16 protein-coding genes are annotated in these 17,407 nt (G+C 68.1%); 9 read left to right on the forward strand and 7 right to left on the reverse strand.

Translation table 11 applies throughout. From position 1 onward, the window contains the following. Window positions 1–267: 267 nt before the first annotated feature. From A5681_RS18050 to A5681_RS18060, 3 genes are all read right to left on the reverse strand, one after another. Window positions 268–810 (reverse strand): DUF1003 domain-containing protein, encoded by a 543-nt coding sequence (locus A5681_RS18050; protein WP_067277878.1) that lies wholly within the window; start codon window positions 808–810, stop codon window positions 268–270. Then, a complete protein-coding gene (locus A5681_RS18055; RefSeq protein ID WP_067277880.1) occupies window positions 807–2,114 on the reverse strand; it encodes a magnesium transporter MgtE N-terminal domain-containing protein in 1,308 nt (435 codons plus the stop codon). The genes A5681_RS18050 and A5681_RS18055 overlap by 4 nt, the downstream gene beginning before the upstream one ends. Before the next feature lie 70 nt (window positions 2,115–2,184). Further along, window positions 2,185–2,808, reverse strand: a complete 624-nt coding sequence (locus A5681_RS18060; protein ID WP_197498640.1) for a DUF4190 domain-containing protein — start codon at window positions 2,806–2,808, stop codon at window positions 2,185–2,187. 160 nt (window positions 2,809–2,968) lie between these two features. Between A5681_RS18060 and A5681_RS18065 the strand changes: the two genes are divergently transcribed. The 6 genes from A5681_RS18065 to A5681_RS18090 are packed head-to-tail and all read left to right on the forward strand — an operon-like array spanning window position 2,969 to window position 8,463. Beyond that, the gene (locus tag A5681_RS18065; RefSeq protein ID WP_067277885.1) at window positions 2,969–3,496 is read left to right on the forward strand and encodes a general stress protein; all 528 of its coding nucleotides are present in this window, start codon (window positions 2,969–2,971) and stop codon (window positions 3,494–3,496) included. Between the two features lie 26 nt (window positions 3,497–3,522). Further along, window positions 3,523–4,935, forward strand: coding sequence for an extracellular solute-binding protein (locus A5681_RS18070; RefSeq protein WP_067277888.1), 1,413 nt, complete (start codon window positions 3,523–3,525; stop codon window positions 4,933–4,935). Beyond that, window positions 4,932–5,864 carry a carbohydrate ABC transporter permease gene (locus A5681_RS18075; RefSeq protein ID WP_156738040.1) on the forward strand — a complete coding sequence of 311 codons (933 nt, stop codon included), beginning with the start codon at window positions 4,932–4,934 and terminating at the stop codon, window positions 5,862–5,864. The genes A5681_RS18070 and A5681_RS18075 overlap by 4 nt, the downstream gene beginning before the upstream one ends. After that, a complete protein-coding gene (locus A5681_RS18080; protein WP_067277908.1) occupies window positions 5,854–6,693 on the forward strand; it encodes a carbohydrate ABC transporter permease in 840 nt (279 codons plus the stop codon). The genes A5681_RS18075 and A5681_RS18080 overlap by 11 nt, the downstream gene beginning before the upstream one ends. A gap of 4 nt (window positions 6,694–6,697) precedes the next feature. Continuing rightward, entirely contained in the window at window positions 6,698–7,873 is a 1,176-nt protein-coding gene (locus A5681_RS18085; protein ID WP_067277891.1) for an ABC transporter ATP-binding protein, read from the forward strand. Then, window positions 7,870–8,463 carry a suppressor of fused domain protein gene (locus A5681_RS18090; RefSeq protein WP_067277895.1) on the forward strand — a complete coding sequence of 198 codons (594 nt, stop codon included), beginning with the start codon at window positions 7,870–7,872 and terminating at the stop codon, window positions 8,461–8,463. The genes A5681_RS18085 and A5681_RS18090 overlap by 4 nt, the downstream gene beginning before the upstream one ends. A gap of 63 nt (window positions 8,464–8,526) precedes the next feature. Here A5681_RS18090 and corA read toward each other — a convergent pair whose 3' ends face one another. Continuing rightward, window positions 8,527–9,630, reverse strand: coding sequence for a magnesium/cobalt transporter CorA (gene corA / locus A5681_RS18095; protein ID WP_067277914.1), 1,104 nt, complete (start codon window positions 9,628–9,630; stop codon window positions 8,527–8,529). A 190-nt stretch (window positions 9,631–9,820) separates the two neighbouring features. Between corA and A5681_RS18100 the strand changes: the two genes are divergently transcribed. From A5681_RS18100 to A5681_RS18110, 3 genes are all read left to right on the forward strand, one after another. Next, on the forward strand, window positions 9,821–10,810 hold the full coding sequence (locus tag A5681_RS18100) for a malate dehydrogenase (protein ID WP_067277898.1): 990 nt from the start codon (window positions 9,821–9,823) through the stop codon (window positions 10,808–10,810). Window positions 10,811–10,876: 66 nt separating this feature from the next. After that, window positions 10,877–12,076, forward strand: a complete 1,200-nt coding sequence (locus tag A5681_RS18105; RefSeq protein ID WP_067277900.1) for an NAD(P)-dependent malic enzyme — start codon at window positions 10,877–10,879, stop codon at window positions 12,074–12,076. Continuing rightward, window positions 12,073–12,942, forward strand: coding sequence for a glycine betaine ABC transporter substrate-binding protein (locus A5681_RS18110; protein WP_067277902.1), 870 nt, complete (start codon window positions 12,073–12,075; stop codon window positions 12,940–12,942). The genes A5681_RS18105 and A5681_RS18110 overlap by 4 nt, the downstream gene beginning before the upstream one ends. A gap of 161 nt (window positions 12,943–13,103) precedes the next feature. Here A5681_RS18110 and A5681_RS18115 read toward each other — a convergent pair whose 3' ends face one another. The 3 genes from A5681_RS18115 to A5681_RS18125 form a co-directional block, all read right to left on the reverse strand. Further along, window positions 13,104–13,955 carry an SDR family NAD(P)-dependent oxidoreductase gene (locus A5681_RS18115; protein WP_067277904.1) on the reverse strand — a complete coding sequence of 284 codons (852 nt, stop codon included), beginning with the start codon at window positions 13,953–13,955 and terminating at the stop codon, window positions 13,104–13,106. A 73-nt stretch (window positions 13,956–14,028) separates the two neighbouring features. Then, window positions 14,029–14,856: an SDR family NAD(P)-dependent oxidoreductase gene (locus A5681_RS18120; RefSeq protein WP_067277907.1), complete on the reverse strand. Its 828-nt coding sequence runs from the start codon at window positions 14,854–14,856 to the stop codon at window positions 14,029–14,031. A gap of 102 nt (window positions 14,857–14,958) precedes the next feature. Further along, on the reverse strand, window positions 14,959–17,407 hold a 2,449-nt coding region (locus A5681_RS18125), incomplete at its 5' end, for a multifunctional oxoglutarate decarboxylase/oxoglutarate dehydrogenase thiamine pyrophosphate-binding subunit/dihydrolipoyllysine-residue succinyltransferase subunit (RefSeq protein WP_067277917.1).

Here is a 17,407-nt window from a genome sequence, read left to right on the forward strand (position 1 = left end):
GAGTTTCTCGGGGAGCGAGGGCGCGGCTCCGCTCACTGCTCCCGCGAAGACCAGGGGAGTGATGGTGGCTACACCGAAGGCGCGCGTGCGCGTCACCTGAAGAGCTCGTTGCCGCTCCATCGCGGCGGCCGGGCGTGCACCCCGGCGTCCCCCAATGCGCACTCGACCGTCCTAGGTATGTGAGCTGGTCAACTGCTTCTCAGCCGTGAACTAGATCACCATACATAACTCTTGTGACCAGAGTGGCGCAATGGTCGGAACTGGTTCTCAACCCGATTTCTTAGTCGCGCGGTCCCCGCCGTCACCGACCGGCGGCGCCCCGGAGTCCACCGATTCGGGATCCAAACCGGCCAGCAGCGAGCGCAGATCCTCGAGCTCGTGACGCAGATACTCGCGGGTCACGACCTCTCCGACCGCAAGCCGCACCGCCGCGAGCTCGCGGGCCAGGAACTCGGTGTCGGCCTTCGTCTGCGTGGCGCGATGGCGGTCCTGCTCGAGCGCGACGCGGTCCCGGTTTTCCTGACGGTTCTGGGCGAGCAGAATCAGCGGCGCCGCGTAGGCGGCCTGCGTAGAAAAGGCCAGGTTGAGCAGGATGAAGGGGTAGGGGTCCCAGCGCAACCCGACCGCGAACAGGTTCACCGCGATCCACACGAACACGACGATCGTCTGCACCAGCAGGTAGCGGCCGGTGCCGAAGAACCGGGCGATGGATTCGGTGATCTGGCCGACGGCCTCGGGGTCCAGGCGCGGCGAGTACCTGCGCGACGTCCGCGGGGTGTAGAGCCGGCGCGGGGCCGAGGACTTGCTCACGCGGATCCTCCCAGTTCTTCGAGCCGGCCGGCGGCGTCGAGCGCCTGCACATCCACCCGCCAGTCGTGCGGCAACAAGTGATCGAGCAGATCATCCACCGTCACCGCGCCCAACAGGTGGTTCTGATCATCGAGCACCGGACCGCACACCAGGTTGTACGCCGCCAAGTAGCGCGTCACCGCCCCCAGCGGCGTCTCCGGGGTCAGGGTGAGCAGGTCGCTGTCGACGATCCCGCCGACCAGCTCGGCCGGCGGTTCGCGAAGCAGCCGCTGCAGCTGCACGCAGCCCAAGTAGCGGCCGGTGGGCGTGGCCGTGGGCGGGCGCACCACGAACACCATGGACGAGAGGGCGGGGGTGAGATCGGGGTCGCGGACCCGGGCCAGGGCCTCGGCGACCGACGTGTCGGGCGTCAGCACCACCGGATCCGAGGTCATCAGGCCGCCCGCGGTGTCCGGCGAGTGGGCCAGCAGCCGACGCACCGGGGCCGAGTCGTCGGGGTCCATCCGCGTCAGCAGCATCTCGGCGTCCGTCGGGTTCAGCACACCCAGCAAATCGGCGGCGTCGTCGGGGTCCATCTCCTCGAGGACGTCGGCGGAGCGTTCGGTGCCCAGCTCGGACAGCACGTCGGCCTGGTCCAGCTCCGGCAACTCCTGCAGGACGTCCGCCAGTCGGTCGTCGTCGAGCGCCTTGAGCACCTCGTAGCGCCGCTTGGGCGGCAGGCCCCGAATGGCGTCGGCGACATCCACCGCCTTCCAGCCCTCGAACTGGCTCAGCAGCTGCGCCACCCCCTGGCCCGGCATCGCCAGGGCCGACGGGCTCAGGCCCTGCACGTGGTACCAATCCACGATGTGGACGGGGCCGCGCCGGCCCAGCCGCCGCTGACTGCGGACGGCGACCCGGCTGACCATCCAGTCGCGGGTGCGGGTCTGTTCGATGCCCAGGTCCGTGACGACGACGTCCAGGCCGGCCAGCTCGGGCAGCGCGGGATCGTTGACCTTCACCTGGGTGTCGAGCACCTGGCCGATCGCCAGCACCTCGCCCGGGCGCTGTTCGAAATGGCGCAGGGAGACGCTGCCGGTGTTGAGCGTGACGGCCTCCGGCTCGATCGCGGCGACCCGGAGCATCGGGATGAAGATGCTGCGCCGCGTCGCCAGATCGACGACCAACCCGAGGACTCGCGGTTGCTGGCGCACGATGCTGATGCCGATCACAACATCGCGGATCCGGCCGAAGGATTCGCCGAGTGGACCCAGCACCAACATCCGCGAGAGCCGGGCGATGTAAACCCTGTTGACCGATGCCATGGGGAAAGCCTAGGCAGCCGCCGTCGCCGCGGCTGATGGCGGCGGTGGTGGGTCGGCTACCGCGATGCTGCTAACGCGAGTGCAGCGCGAACATCATCACGATCAGGCTCACCACCAGGGTCGCGATCCCGATGACGATGCCGGCCACCGCGAGGCCGTAGCCGTCTTGCTGGGTGCGCTTGATCTGATTGATCGCGACCGCGCCCAGCACGATGGCCACGATCGAGCCGATGCAGCAGCAGAACACGCCGGTGAACGACGTGATCAGCGACGCGATCGCGAGCTTGTTCGTGCCCGGTTTCACTCCGCTCGGCGATCCGTAGCCACCGAGGTAGTCCGGTGCGGGGTAATAGCCGCCGGGGTAGGGCGGCGGCCCGTAACCGCCGGGTGGAGCGCCGTATGGGGCCGGGCCGGCCTGGTATGGCGGCGCGCCATAACTCGACGGCTGGTCATACCCGGGCGGCGGGCCGTATCCGGGTGGTGGTGGCGGCGGGTATTGGGCGCCGTAACCGGGGTGGTATTCGGTGGGGTAGCCCGGCGGCGGATATGCCGGCGGCGGATATTCGGGTGCCGCTCCCGATGCCGGCGGTTCCCACGGCGTCTCTGGCGCGTCCGGGGCGTCGCCGCCGGTGGGGGATGGTTTGGCCTGGTCGTCGTGGGAGCGTTCGCCGAAGCCATCGCCGGGCGCTGTCATGCTGTTCAACCTAGCCGATGCGAAATCGGCGGATCGGCCCCGAATCGCCGCGGGCCGCCGGCCGTGGCCGCCCCGTTTTCGCAGGTTGGCGCGCGGTCACTGGATAGGCTATGAGGGCCCGAGATGTGCCGTTGGCCGGCGCGGAGCAGAATGAGCAGCAATGACTAGTCCTTTCCAGCCCGGTCAAGTTCCCGGCGCCACGCCCGCGGGCGCGGCGGCGGGCCGCCGTGGCGTGCCCGGACTGCCGACGCCGCCCAAGGGCTGGCCGGTCGGGTCGTACCCCACCTACGCCGAGGCGCAGCGAGCCGTCGACTATCTCTCCGAGCAGCAGTTCCCGGTCCAGCAGGTGATCATCGTCGGCGTCGACCTGATGCAGGTCGAACGCGTGACCGGCAGGCTGACGTGGCCCAAGGTGCTCGGCGGCGGCGTGCTCAGCGGTGCCTGGCTGGGCCTGTTCATCGGGCTGGTGCTCGGTTTCTTCAGCCCGAACCCGTGGGCGGCGCTGGCCACGGGCCTGGTCGCCGGGGTCTTCTTCGGGCTGATCACCTCCGCCGTGCCGTACGCGATGGCCCGCGGCACAAGGGATTTCAGCTCGACGATGCAATTGGTGGCCGGCCGCTACGACGTGCTCTGCGATCCGCAGAACGCGGAGAAGGCGCGGGACCTGTTGGCGCGCTTGGCGATTTGAGGCCGCGCGCGAGAGGTGTGAAACCAGTGCTGACTCGTCGTGGGCGCCTGCGACGGATGGGCGCCACCGCGTTCGCGGCGCTGACGATCACCGCCGCGGCGCCGGCGTGCGGCAACGCCGGCAACGGGTTGGTGATCACGTTCTTCACGCCGGCCACCGACTCGGCCGCCTTCACCGCCGTCGCCCAAGAATGCACCAAGCAACTGGCGGGCCGGTTCGCCATCCAGCACGTGAGCCTGCCCCGGGGGCCCGGCGAACAGCGGGTGCAGCTGGCGCGGCGGCTGAGCGCTCACGACCGTGGGCTGGACGTGATGGCGCTGGACGTGGTGTGGACCGCGGAGTTCGCCGAGGCGGGTTGGGCGCTGCCGCTGTCCGATGACCCCGAGGGGCGGGCCGAGACCGACGCCAGCGTTGACACGCTGCCGGGTCCGTTGGCGACGGCGCGTTGGAAGCACCGGCTGTATGGCGCACCCGTCGCCACTAATACCGAATTGCTTTGGTATCGATCGGATTTGGTGAAGCAACCGCCGCAGGACTGGGACGCGATGGTGGCCGAGGCCGCGCGGCTGCACGCCGAGGGCCGGCCCTCCTGGATCGCCGTACAGGCGAACGAGGGCGAGGGCCTGGTGGTGTGGTTCAACACGCTGCTGGTCAGCGGCGGCGGTCAAGTGCTCTCCGAGGACGGCCGGCAGGTCACCTTGACCGACACCCCCGCGCACCGGGCCGCGACGGTCAACGCGCTGCGCATCCTCAAAGCGGTGGCCACCGCACCCGGCGCCGACCCCTCGATCACGCGGACCGACGAGGGCACGGCGCGGCTGGCGCTCGAACAGGGCAAGGCCGCACTGGAGGTCAACTGGCCGTACGTGCTGGCCTCCATGCTGGAGAATGCGGTGAAGGGCGGGGTTCCGTTCTTGCCGCTGAACCGCGATCCGGCGCTGGCCGGCAGCGTCAACGACGTCGGGACATTCGTGCCCAGCGACGAGCAGTTCCGCATCGCCTACGGCGCCAGCGAGCGGGTCTTCGGGTTCGCGCCGTATCCCAGCGTGGCGCCGCCCCGGCCGGCCAAGGTGACGATCGGTGGGCTGAACCTGGCGGTGGCCAGCACAACCCGCCACCGCGCGGAGGCGTTCGAGGCGGTGCGCTGCCTGCGCAGCCTGCAGAGTCAGAAGTACGTCTCGATGGAAGGCGGCCTGCCCGCGGTGCGGACGTCGTTGTACTCCGACCCGCAGTTCCAGGCCAAGTATCCGATGTACGCGGTCATACGCCGGCAGCTCACCGACGCCGCCGTGCGGCCCGCCACGCCGGTGTATCAGGCGTTGTCGCTCCGGCTCTCCGCGGCGCTGAGTCCCATCACCCGAATCGACCCGGAGCGGACGGCCGACGAGCTGACCGCGCAGGCGCAGAAGGCCATCGACGGCAAGGGGCTGTTGCCGTGACCGCCACGGCCGTGGAGCCGCGGCAGGCCACCGTCACGGCGCAGACCGGGACCCGAAACCGGTTGTCGGAACGGCGACTTGCCTTCGTGCTCGTCGCCCCCGCGGCGCTGCTGATGCTCGCGGTGACGGCCTACCCGATCGGCTACGCGGTGTGGCTGAGCCTGCAGCGCAACAACCTCGCCACCCCCAACGACACCGCGTTCGTCGGCTTGAGCAATTACCAGACCATCCTGACCGACCGGTATTGGTGGACCGCGCTGGCCGTAACCGTCGGCATCGCAGCGGTTTCCGTGTCGCTCGAGTTCGTGTTGGGGCTGACCCTGGCGTTGGTGATGCACCGCACCCTGGTCGGCAGGGGGCTGGTGCGCACCGCGGTGCTCATCCCGTACGGCATCGTCACCGTGGTCGCGTCGTACAGCTGGTACTACGCGTGGACGCCGGGCACCGGTTACCTGGCCAACCTGTTGCCGCACGGCAGCGCCCCCCTGACCCAACAGATACCGTCGCTGGGCATCGTCGTCCTCGCCGAGGTCTGGAAGACGACGCCGTTCATGTCGCTGCTGTTGTTGGCCGGGCTGGCGATGGTGCCCGAGGACCTGCTCAAGGCGGCCCAGGTCGACGGCGCCGGGCCGTGGCGGCGGCTGATGCGTGTCACCTTGCCCATCATCAAGCCGGCGGTCGTTGTCGCGTTGCTGTTCCGAACGCTGGACGCCTTCCGCATCTTCGACAACATCTACGTGCTCACCGACGGCGCCAACAACACCGACTCGGTGTCAATCCTGGGCTACAACAACCTGTTCAAGGGTTTCAACGTCGGACTGGGCTCGGCGATCAGCGTGCTGATCTTCCTCTGTGTGGGCATCATCGCGTTGGTGTACATCAAGGTGTTCGGCGCGGCCGCGCCCGGAGGTGACCCCGATGGCCGTTGACCAAGGATCCGCCCGGCGGGCCGCGGTCTGGGCCGTCGTCGACGTCGTCGTGGTGGTGTACGCACTCGTGCCGGTGCTGTGGATCCTCAGCCTCTCGCTCAAGCCCACGTCAACGGTCAAGGACGGCAAGCTGATTCCGTCGTCGGTGTCCTTCGAAAACTACCGCGGCATCTTCCGGGGCGACTTGTTCAGTGCGGCGCTGGTGAACTCGATCGGGATCGGGTTGATCACCACAGCGATCGCGGTGGTGCTCGGCGCGATGGCGGCCTACGCGATCGCCCGGCTCAGCTTTCCCGGCAAGCGCGCGCTGATCGGCGCGACCCTGCTGGTCACCATGTTCCCCGCCATCTCACTCGTCACCCCGCTGTTCAACATCGAACGCTTCGTCGGACTGTTCGACACCTGGCCGGGCCTCATCCTGCCCTACATCACGTTCGCTCTGCCGCTTGCGATCTACACGTTGTCGGCCTTCTTCCGGGAGATTCCGTGGGACCTGGAGAAGGCGGCCAAAATGGACGGCGCCACACCGGCCCAGGCGTTCCGCAAGGTGATCGTCCCGCTGGCCGCGCCGGGGGTGGTGACCGCGGCCATCCTGGTGTTCATCTTCGCCTGGAACGACCTGCTGTTGGCGCTGTCGCTGACCGCCACCAAGGCGGCGATCACGGCACCGGTGGCGATCGCGAACTTCGGTGGCAGTTCGCAATTCGAGGAGCCGACCGGATCGATCGCGGCCGGCGCGGTTGTGATCACGGTCCCGATCATCCTGTTTGTTCTAATCTTCCAACGACGAATCATCGCCGGGTTGACCTCTGGCGCGGTGAAGGGATAGCGCGATGGCCGAGATTGTGCTGGACCATGTCAGCAAGAGCTACCCGGACGGCGCCACGGCCGTGAAAGACCTCAGCATCACCATCGCCGACGGCGAATTCCTGATCCTGGTCGGACCTTCAGGCTGCGGCAAGACGACGACGCTGAACATGATCGCGGGCCTGGAGGACATCTCGTCCGGGGAGCTGCGCATCGGTGGCGAGCGTGTGAACGAGAAGGCGCCCAAGGACCGCGACATCGCGATGGTCTTCCAGTCATACGCGCTCTACCCGCACATGACCGTGCGGCAGAACATCGCGTTCCCCCTGACGCTGGCCAAGATGAAGAAGGCGGAAATCGCCCAGAAGGTGGAGGAGACCGCCAAAACCCTTGACTTGACCGAACTGCTGGACCGTAAACCCTCCCAACTCTCGGGTGGGCAGCGGCAGCGGGTCGCGATGGGCCGGGCGATCGTGCGGCACCCCAAGGCCTTCTTGATGGACGAGCCGCTGTCGAACCTGGATGCCAAGCTGCGCGTCCAGATGCGGGGCGAGATCGCCCGCCTGCAGAAGCGGCTGGGCACCACCACCGTCTACGTCACCCATGACCAGACCGAGGCGATGACCCTGGGCGACCGGGTGGTGGTGATGCACGGCGGCGTCGCGCAGCAGATCGGCACCCCGGACGAGCTTTACGAACACCCGGCCAACCTGTTCGTCGCGGGGTTCATCGGTTCGCCGGCGATGAACTTCTTCCCGGCCACCTTGACCCCCATCGGGCTGAAGCTGCCCTTCGGGGAAGTGATGCTGGCGCCCGAAGTCCAACAGGTGATCTCGCGGCACCCGGCGCCGGAGAATGTCATCGTCGGGGTGCGGCCCGAGCACCTGCATGACGCCGCGTTGATCGACGGGTATCAGCGCATCCGGGCGCTCACGTTCAAGGTGAAGGTCGACTTGGTCGAGTCGTTGGGCTCCGACAAGTTCGTGTACTTCTCCACCGGAGGGTGGGCCGCACACTCCGCGCAATTGGACGAGCTGGCCGCCGAGGGCGAGGCGCACGAGAACCAGTTCGTGGCAAGGGTTTCCGCGGAATCCAAGGCGGCGATGGGACAGTCGATCGAGTTGGCGTTCGATACCACCAAGTTGGCCGTCTTCGACGCGGCCTCGGGGGCCAACCTCACCGTTGCGCCGTCTGCGCAGTGACCCCGATTCTGGACCAGGTGCGAACGCACCTGTGTCGCCACTTCTCCGACACCGAGCCCGATTCGGCGAGCGTGACATTCCTGGGCACCGAACCCATCGAGGTGTTGCGTTTCCGCGGCGGGGACGGGTTGGTTCATTACGTGACGCTGGGCTGTTCGCGCTACCCGATGACCGACCCCACCCAGCTCGTCGACGACCAGACGCGGGGCCCGCGCGCCGAAGTCGTCCTGCGCCTGCGTGATCCGGGGCCCGTCACCGGCATCGCCCGCAGCCTGGCGGTCCTGGCCGCAACGCCGGCCGTCGAGGGCCTGGTGCTGACCGCCGACGCGTTGGTCGATCTCGGCACGCCGCTGTGGGCACGAGCCGCCGGACGGGTTCCGTTCACCGCGGTGTTGTTGGGCCACACTGACATCGAAGATCTGCCGCTGGAACCGCCGCGCGATCCGGTGCAATTCCTCGCGGCGATTCCGATCACCGCGACCGAGGCGGCGTGGGTGCGGCTCAAGGGCGCCGACGCCATGAGGGAAGCCTGGCAGAACGACGGCGTGGACGTGCTGAACCCGAACCGGCCCGCCGCGCAACCGCGTTGACCGGTCACGAACTCGCCGCCCTGAGCGCACCGCCAAATCTTCAGGTGCGCAGCCCAACGCCGGCTAGAGCCAGTTGTTGCGCCGGAACTGGAAGTAGAGGGCCAGACAGGCCAGCGTCATCGCGGCCATGATTCCCGGGTAACCCCATGTCCAGTTCAGCTCGGGCATGAAGTGGAAGTTCATCCCGTAGATGGCGGCGACCATTGTGGGCACCGCCAGGATGCCGGCCCAGGCCGCCATCTTGCGCATGTCGTTGTTCTGCTGCATCCCGACCCGGGCCAGCGCCGCCTGTATCAGCGAGTTCAGCATGTCGTCGTAGCTGGAGATCTGGTCGGCGGCCTGAGATTGGTGGTCGGAGACGTCGCGCAGGTAGCGGCGCACCTCTTTGGAAATGAGGTCCTTGTTCTCCACCTGAATGCGGTGGAACGCCACGGACAGTGGGCTGACGCACCGGCGCAGCTCGACGACCTCACGCTTGAGCAGATAGATCGGCTCGACGTCGATCTTGCTACCCGGCGCGAACGCCACCTCCTCGATGCTGTCGATGTCGGATTCGATCAGGCTGCTCACCTCGAGGTAGTGGTCCACCACGTCGTCGGCGATCGCGTGCATCACCGCGAACGGGCCCAGCCGCAATTGCTCGGGATCGGCGTCCATCCGCTTGCGCACCTCGGAAAGGCCGCCGTGCTGGCCGTGGCGCACGGTGATCACGAAGTCCTTGCCGACGAAGACCATGATCTCGCCGGTCTCGACGATCTGACGGGCCGCCACCACAGATTCGTGGGGGACATAGGTGACCGTCTTGAGGACGAGGAACACCGTGTCGTCGTAGCGCTCCAACTTGGGTCGCTGGTGGGCGCAGACGGCGTCCTCGACAGCCAGCGGGTGCATCCCGAAAAGGTCGGCGACTTCCTGCATCTCGGTGAGATCGGGTTCGCGCAGCCCCACCCAGACGAATGCGTCGTGTCCGAGCATCTCGATCTGGCGCACTTTGTCGCGGGCGGCGGCATAGCTGAATTTCCCGGGCAGCCGGTGACCTTCGGCGTACACGGCGCAGTCCACCAATGTCTCGTTCGGGGAGTGCGGTTGCTGCTCGGGCTGCGGGGGGCGCGGTTCGTGTGCGAGCGGCCGAAGCGCCTCGGGCAATGCGTCAAAACCCTGGAACACATCCACCTCCGATCGCCGCGCAGGTCTGACCAGGCGGTGCTCAATGCTACGCGTCCCGCCTTGCCGTAGGGCGACGATCCGTTTGCGGCGAAATCGGTCGGGTATTGGACCGGAGGTTGGCAGCGCGCAACGGTGCGCTAGTTTCGTGCCGAGACCGAATCATGACTACCTCCACAAGGAGCATTTCGACGTGAGCGCAAGTCCACTCAAGGTCGCCGTCACCGGCGCCGCCGGCCAGATCGGCTACAGCCTGTTGTTCCGCCTGGCGAGCGGTTCACTGCTGGGCCCCGACCGCCCGATCGAGCTGCGTCTGCTCGAGATCGAGCCGGCGCTCAAGGCGCTCGAGGGCGTTGTGATGGAGCTCGACGACTGCGCGTTCCCGCTGCTCGCCGGCGTGGAGATCGGCGCGGACGCGAACAAGATCTTCGACGGCGTGAATCTGGCGCTCTTGGTCGGCGCGCGGCCGCGCGGCCCGGGCATGGAGCGCAGCGACCTGCTGGAGGCCAACGGCGCAATCTTCACCGCGCAGGGCAAGGCCCTCAACTCCGTCGCCGCCGACGACGTTCGGATCGGCGTGACCGGCAACCCGGCCAACACCAACGCGCTGATCGCGCTGAGCAACGCCCCGGACATCCCCAAGGAGCGGTTCTCCGCGTTGACCCGCCTGGACCACAACCGGGCCATCTCGCAGCTCGCCAAGAAGACCGGCGCGAAGGTCACCGACATCAAGAAGATGACGATCTGGGGCAACCACTCGGCCACCCAGTACCCCGACATCTTCCACGCCGAGGTCGGCGGCAAGAACGCCGCCGAGGTGGTCAACGACCAGAACTGGATCGAGAACGACTTCATCCCCACGGTCGCCAAGCGCGGTGCCGCGATCATCGACGCGCGCGGCGCCTCCTCGGCCGCCTCGGCCGCGTCGGCGACCATCGACGCCGCCCGCTCCTGGCTGCTGGGCAGCCCCGACGGTGACTGGGTGTCGATGGCGGTCTTCTCCGACGGCTCGTACGGCGTGCCGGAGGGAATCGTCTCGTCGTTCCCGGTGACCACCAAGGACGGCGACTGGTCGATCGTGCAGGGGTTGGACATCGACGACTTCTCCCGCGGCCGCATCGACAAGTCGACCGCCGAGTTGGTCGACGAGCGCAACGCGGTGACCGAGCTCGGTTTGATCTGATCCCGTCGCCGAAATCCATCCCGAAAGGATTAGGCCTACTAATCGGTAGTCAGTACCCTGGGGCGCGTGTCCGAGTTGATTGAATCGATACAGACGCGCACCGAACACGGCGCGATCACCGATGCGGAGATCTTCGAGGCACACGTAGGCGGCAAGCTTTCCGTGGGTCCGACCGCTCCGCTGGACACCCAGCGCGCGTTGTCCATCGCCTACACCCCGGGTGTCGCGCAGGTCAGTCGCGCGATCGCCGCCGACCCCACTCAGGCTGCCCGGTACACGTGGGCGAATCGGCTGGTCGCCGTCGTCAGCGACGGCAGCGCGGTGCTTGGCCTCGGCGACATCGGCCCGGCGGCGTCGCTGCCGGTGATGGAGGGTAAGTGCGCCCTGTTCCAGTCCTACGGCGGGCTGAACGCGATCCCGATCGTCCTGGACACCAAGGATCCCGACGAGATCGTCGAAACGCTCGTGCGACTGCGCCCCACGTTCGGCGCCGTCAACTTGGAGGACATCTCCGCGCCGCGCTGCTTCGAGATCGAGCGGCGGGTGATCGAGGCGCTGGACTGCCCGGTGATGCACGACGACCAGCACGGCACGGCGATCGTCGCCCTGGCCGCGCTCATGGGCGCCACCAAGCTGCTCGGCCGCGACATGACGTCGCTGCGGGTGGTGGTCTCCGGCGCCGGGGCCGCCGGGGTCGCGTGCACGAATCTCCTTCTGGCGATGGGTGTTTCGGACATCACGGTGCTCGACTCGCGCGGGATTCTGCACACCGGTCGCGACGACATGAACAGCGTGAAGAGCCTGCTGGCCCAGCGCACGAACCCTGACGGTCTCACCGGCAGCATGGCGGAAGCGCTGCGAGGCGCGGATGTGTTTCTCGGCGTGTCCGGGGGCGTGGTGCCGGAGGAGATGATCGCCACCATGGCGCCGAACGCGATCGTCTTCGCGCTGTCCAACCCCGACCCGGAGATCCACCCGCAGATCGCGGCCCGGTACGCCGCCGTGGTGGCCACCGGACGCAGTGACTTCCCGAACCAGATCAACAACGTGCTGGCTTTCCCCGGCGTGTTTCGGGGGGCGCTGGATGCCGGTGCCCGCCGGATCACCGAAAAGATGATGGTGGCCGCGGCCGAGGCGATCTTCTCGGTCGTCAGCGATGACCTGGCTTTCGACCGGATCGTCCCCAGCCCGCTGGACCTGCGCGTCGGGCATGCGGTCGCCACGGCGGTGGCGCTGGCCGCGGATCCCGCCGACATCGCGGGGTGAGAACCGGCTGGCTGGCGGGGCCGCTGGTCGCCGCCCTGCTCGCCGCGGCCGGCTGCGGCACAAGTGCCGGTGAGCACCGACCGCTTCCGGAACTGGTGGTCGGTTCGCGGACGGATCCGGAGTCGGCGTTGCTGGCCGGGGTCTATGTGGCCGCCCTCCGGTCCTATGGCTTCGCGGCGCGCGCCGAAACCGCGGACGATCCGATGGCGCGCCTGGACGCGGGCGCCGTCACGGTCGTCCCGGCCCTGACCGGACGCGAGCTGGAGAGCCTGCAGCCCGGCGCGGTGGCGATGTCCGACGCGGACGTCTACCGCGCGATGGTGGCCGCGCTCCCCGAGGGCGTCGCGGCGGGCGACTACACGACGAGCGCGGAGGACAAGCCCGTGCTGCTGGTGACGGGGGCCACCGCGAAGTCGTGGGGCGGAAGCGACGTCAGCGCCGACCTGAGCACCCTGCCGACGCACTGCGCCGGGCTGGTCGTCGGAGTCGTCACCGGACGGCAGGCCCCGCCGGCCGTGGGTTCCTGCCGGCTGCCGAGTCCGCGCGAATTCCCGGACGAGGCAACGATGTTCGCCGCGGTGAAGGCCGGTCAGCTGACCGCGGGATGGACGACTACCGCCGACCCCGGCCTGCCCGCCGACCTGGTCACGCTCGCCGACGGTAAGCCCGCGCTGATACGGGCCGAGAACGTGGTGCCGCTGTATCGCCGCAACGCGCTGAGCGATCGGCAACTGCTGGCGATCAACGAAGTGGCCGGGGTGCTGGACACCGCGGCGCTGGTCGACATGCGCCGCCAAGTGGCCGCGGGAGCCGACCCGCAGGCGGTGGCCGGCGGGTGGTTGGCCGAACACCCGCTGGGGCGGTGAGGAGCGGGGTCTGTCTTGATGGACCCCGGCTCTTCCGCGCTCGTCGACCGGGGTCTGTCTTGATGGACCCCGGCTCTCCTCGCGCGTTCCGCGCTCGTCGACCGGGGTCTGTCTTGATGGACCCCGGCTCTCCTCGCGCGTTCCGCGCTCGTCGACCGGGCTCAGCGCTTCGGCAGCAGCCGGGTCACGACGCGCTGCACCCGACCCATGACGGGCCCACTCAAGAGCCGCTCGGGTTGCGAACCGGTCAGCCGCACCACCAGGTCCATGGCCTTCACGTCGGGTCCGACCAACACTCGGGCCCTGTCTTTGCGCACGCCCGCCAAGATCACCTGCGCCGCCCGCTGCGGCGTGGTCTTGGCTTGTTGCTCCTCGAACAGTTCCGCCAGGCCGTCCTGGTCAAGGCCCTCGGCGAAGATCGCGTTGCGGGCAAACCCCGTCTTCACGCCGCCCGGGTGCACGGTCGTCACGCGCACCGGGTGACCGGCCCGCACCATCTCCTGACGCAGCGCCTCCGTGAAGCCGCGGACCGCGAACTTCGCCGAAACGTAGGCCGCCTGGCCAGGCGCGGCGAACAAGCCGAGCGCGCTGGAAATGTTGATCAGGTGGCCGTCGCCGGAGGCGATCAGGTGGGGGAGGAACGCCTTGGTGCCGTTCACGACGCCCCAGAAGTCGACGTCCATCACCCGTTCGATGTCCTTGAAACGGCTGTCCTCGATGGACCCGACGAACGTGATGCCCGCGTTGTTGTAGAGCTGGTTGACCTGGCCGAAGTGCTCGCGGACCGCGTCGGCGTAGGCGAGAAAGGCCTCGCGCTCGGTCACGTTGAGGCGATCGGCTTTGACCGGCGCGCCGATGGCCTTCAGTTGCTCCTCGGTCTGCGCCAGCCCGTCGATGTCCACATCGCTGATCGCGAGCTTGGCGCCCGCGCGGCCCAGTTCCAAGGCCAGCGCCTGGCCGATACCCGAACCCGCGCCCGTGACGACGGCGACCTTGCCGGCGAACTCATGCATGCGGTGCTCTCCCTTGTGGCGGCGTGACCGCGTCGAGGCTATCCGGTACGGCGATCCGCCGCTATGGAATCCATCACTGCTTGGGCATCAACCGGCCCATGATGGGCCCGAACAGTTGCTGGTAGTAAGGGCCGGCCACCCGCACCATCACGTCCAGGAGTTTGGCGTCCGTGCCGACCAGCACCCGGGCCCGCTTCTTGCGCACGGCATCCAGGATGACCTCCGCGGCGCGTTGCGGGCTGGTCTTCGCGAGCCGCTTGTCGAACAGCTTGGCCAATTGTTCGGGGTCGAGCCCCTCGGCGGCGGTGGCGTTGCGGGCGATCGCGGTCTTGATGCCGCCGGGGTGCACCGTGGTCACCGCCACCGGGTGGCCGGCGGCCACCATTTCCTGTCGCAGCGCCTCGGTGAATCCCCGGACCGCGAACTTGGCCGAGTTATAGGCCGCCTGCCCGGGTACCGCGAACAGGCCGAACACGCTGGAGATGTTGATGACGTGGCCGTCGCCGGAGGCGATCAGGTGCGGCAGGAACGCCTTGGTGCCGTTCACGACCCCCCAGAAGTCGACATCCATCACCCGCTCGATGTCCTTGAACTGGCTGACCTCGACGTCGCCGGTGAACGCGATGCCGGCGTTGTTGTAGATCTGGTTGACCTTGCCGAAGTGCTCGCGGACCGCGTCGGCGTACGCCAGGAACGCCTCGCGCTCGGTCACGTCGAGCCGGTCCGCTTTGACCTCGGCTCCGATCGCCTTCAACCTCGCCTCGGTCTCCGCGAGGCCCTCGAGGTCGACGTCGCTGATCGCGACCTTGGCGCCGGAGCGAGCCAACTCGACGGCCAGCGCCTGCCCGATACCCGAACCCGCGCCCGTCACCACTGCGACCTTGCCGGCGAACCCCTGCATGAGCACCCTTCCTCGTACGGCCCAATTGCGTCGAGGCTAGCCGGTACCGACGGTCCCCGGTACGCGTGGGTGCGAACCCGGGCTCAGACTCGATTGCCGGGCTCAGCGAAAGGCCGTGTCGAGGATCTCCTGCTGCTCGACCGCATGCACCTTCGACGAGCCCGACGACGGCGCCGACATCGCCCGGCGCGAGATGCGCTTGAGCCCGGTCAGCTTGTCGGGCAGCAGCTCCGGCAGCTCCAGGCCGAACCGCGGCCACGCGCCCTGGTTGGCCGGCTCCTCCTGCACCCAGAAGAACTCCGTGGCGCCGGGGTAGCGGTCCAGCGTCTCGTTCAGCCGGCGCTTGGGCAGCGGGGCGAGCTGCTCGATCCGCACGATCGCGACGTCGTCCCGGTTGTCCTTGGCCTTGCGCGCCGCCAGCTCGTAGTAGATCTTGCCGCTGGTCAGCAGGATCCTGGTGACCTTGCTGCGGTCGCCGATGCCGTCCTCGTACGTCGGCTCCTCGAGCACCGAGCGGAACTTGATCTCGGTGAAGTCCCTGACGTCGCTGACGGCGGCCTTGTTGCGCAGCATCGACTTCGGCGTGAACACGATCAGCGGCCGCTGCACACCGTCCAGGGCGTGCCGGCGCAACAGGTGGAAGTAGTTCGACGGCGTCGACGGCATCGCGATCGTCATCGACCCCTCCGCCCACAGCTGCAGGAAGCGTTCGATCCGCCCGGAGGTGTGGTCGGGCCCCTGGCCCTCGTGGCCGTGCGGCAGCAGCAGCACCACCGAAGACAGCTGGCCCCACTTGGCCTCGCCGGAGCTGATGAACTCGTCGATGATGGACTGCGCCCCATTGACGAAGTCGCCGAACTGTGCCTCCCACAGCACAAGTGCGTCCGGATTGCCCACGGTGTAGCCGTACTCGAAGCCGACGGCGGCGTACTCCGACAGCGGCGAGTCGTAGACCAGGAACTTGCCGCCGGTGGGAGTCCCGTCGGGGTTCGTCGCCAGCAGCTGCAGCGGGGTGAACTCCGCGCCGGTGTTGCGGTCGATGATCACCGAGTGCCGCTGGGAGAACGTGCCGCGCCGGGTGTCCTGACCGGAGAGCCGCACCAGCTTGCCCTCGGCCACCAGCGTCCCCAGCGCCAGCAGCTCGGCGAAGGCCCAGTCGATCTTGCCCTCGTAGGCCATCTCCCGGCGCTTCTCCAGCACCGGCTGCACGCGCGGGTGCGCGCTGAAGCCTTCCGGCAGGGCGAGGAACGCGTCCCCGATGCGGGACAGCAGCGCCTTGTCGACGGCGGTGGCCAGCCCCGCGGGGACCGGCTGGTCGGCCTCGACCGACGCGCTCGGTTGTACGCCGTGTTTCTCCAGGTCCCGGACCTCGTTGAACACCCGCTCCAGCTGCCCCTGGTAGTCGCGCAGCGCGTCCTCGGCCTCCTTGAGCGAGATGTCGCCGCGGCCGATCAACGCTTCGGTGTAGCTCTTGCGGACCCCGCGCTTGGTGTCGACGACGTCGTACATGGCGGGATTGGTCATCGACGGGTCGTCGCCCTCGTTGTGGCCGCGCTTGCGGTAGCACAGCATGTCGATCACGACGTCCTTGTGGAACTTCTGCCGGAAGTCCACGGCCAGCTGCGCCACCCACACGCATGCTTCCGGGTCGTCGCCGTTGACGTGGAAGATCGGCGCCCCGACCATCTTGGCGACGTCGGTGCAGTACTCGCTGGACCGCGAGTACTCCGGCGCGGTGGTGAAGCCGATCTGGTTGTTGACGATGATGTGGATGGTTCCGCCGACGCGGTAACCGGGCAGGTTCGCCAGGTTCAGCGTCTCGGCGACCACGCCCTGGCCGGCGAAGGCGGCGTCACCGTGCAGCATCATCGGCACCACGGAGAAGGCCTTCTCGTCGCCGTCGTCCTGGGCGCCGCGGTTCAGCAGGTCCTGCTTGGCCCGGACCAGACCCTCGAGCACCGGGTCCACCGCTTCCAGGTGCGACGGGTTGGCGGTCAACGAGACCTGAATGTCGTTGTCGCCGAACATCTGTAGGTATACGCCGGTGGCGCCGAGGTGGTACTTGACGTCACCCGAGCCGTGCGCCTGCGACGGGTTCAGGTTGCCCTCGAACTCGCTGAAGATCTGCGAGTAGGGCTTGCCCACGATGTTGGCCAGCACGTTGAGCCGGCCGCGGTGCGGCATCCCGATGACCACCTCGTCGAGGCCGTGCTCGGCGCACTGGTCGATCGCCGCATCCATCATCGGAATCACGCTCTCCGCGCCTTCCAGCGAAAAACGTTTCTGCCCAACGTATTTGGTCTGGAGGAACGTTTCGAATGCCTCGGCGGCGTTCAGCTTGCTCAGGATGAACTTCTGCTCGGCCACCGTCGGTTTGACGTGCTTGGTCTCGACGCGTTGCTGCAGCCACTCTTGTTGCGAGGGCTCGAGGATGTGGGTGTATTCCACCCCGATGTGGCGGCAGTAGGCGTCGCGCAGCAGGCCCAGCACGTCGCGCAGCTTCTTGTACTCGCAACCGGCGAAGCCGTTGACCTTGAACACCCGGTCGAGG

The organism is Mycobacterium scrofulaceum (assembly GCF_001667885.1).
Classification (GTDB): domain Bacteria; phylum Actinomycetota; class Actinomycetes; order Mycobacteriales; family Mycobacteriaceae; genus Mycobacterium; species Mycobacterium scrofulaceum_C.

Bases quoted from the DNA above. Each gene is read 5' to 3' on its own strand.
- A5681_RS18085 (WP_067277891.1), top strand. From the start codon at position 6,698: ATGGCCGAGATTGTGCTGGACCATGTCAGCAAGAGCTACCCGGACGGC.
- A5681_RS18115 (WP_067277904.1), bottom strand. From the start codon at position 13,955: ATGCATGAGTTCGCCGGCAAGGTCGCCGTCGTCACGGGCGCGGGTTCG.
- A5681_RS18080 (WP_067277908.1), top strand. From the start codon at position 5,854: ATGGCCGTTGACCAAGGATCCGCCCGGCGGGCCGCGGTCTGGGCCGTC.
- A5681_RS18120 (WP_067277907.1), bottom strand. From the start codon at position 14,856: ATGCAGGGGTTCGCCGGCAAGGTCGCAGTGGTGACGGGCGCGGGTTCG.
- A5681_RS18060 (WP_197498640.1), bottom strand. From the start codon at position 2,808: ATGACAGCGCCCGGCGATGGCTTCGGCGAACGCTCCCACGACGACCAG.
- A5681_RS18055 (WP_067277880.1), bottom strand. From the start codon at position 2,114: ATGGCATCGGTCAACAGGGTTTACATCGCCCGGCTCTCGCGGATGTTG.
- A5681_RS18065 (WP_067277885.1), top strand. From the start codon at position 2,969: ATGACTAGTCCTTTCCAGCCCGGTCAAGTTCCCGGCGCCACGCCCGCG.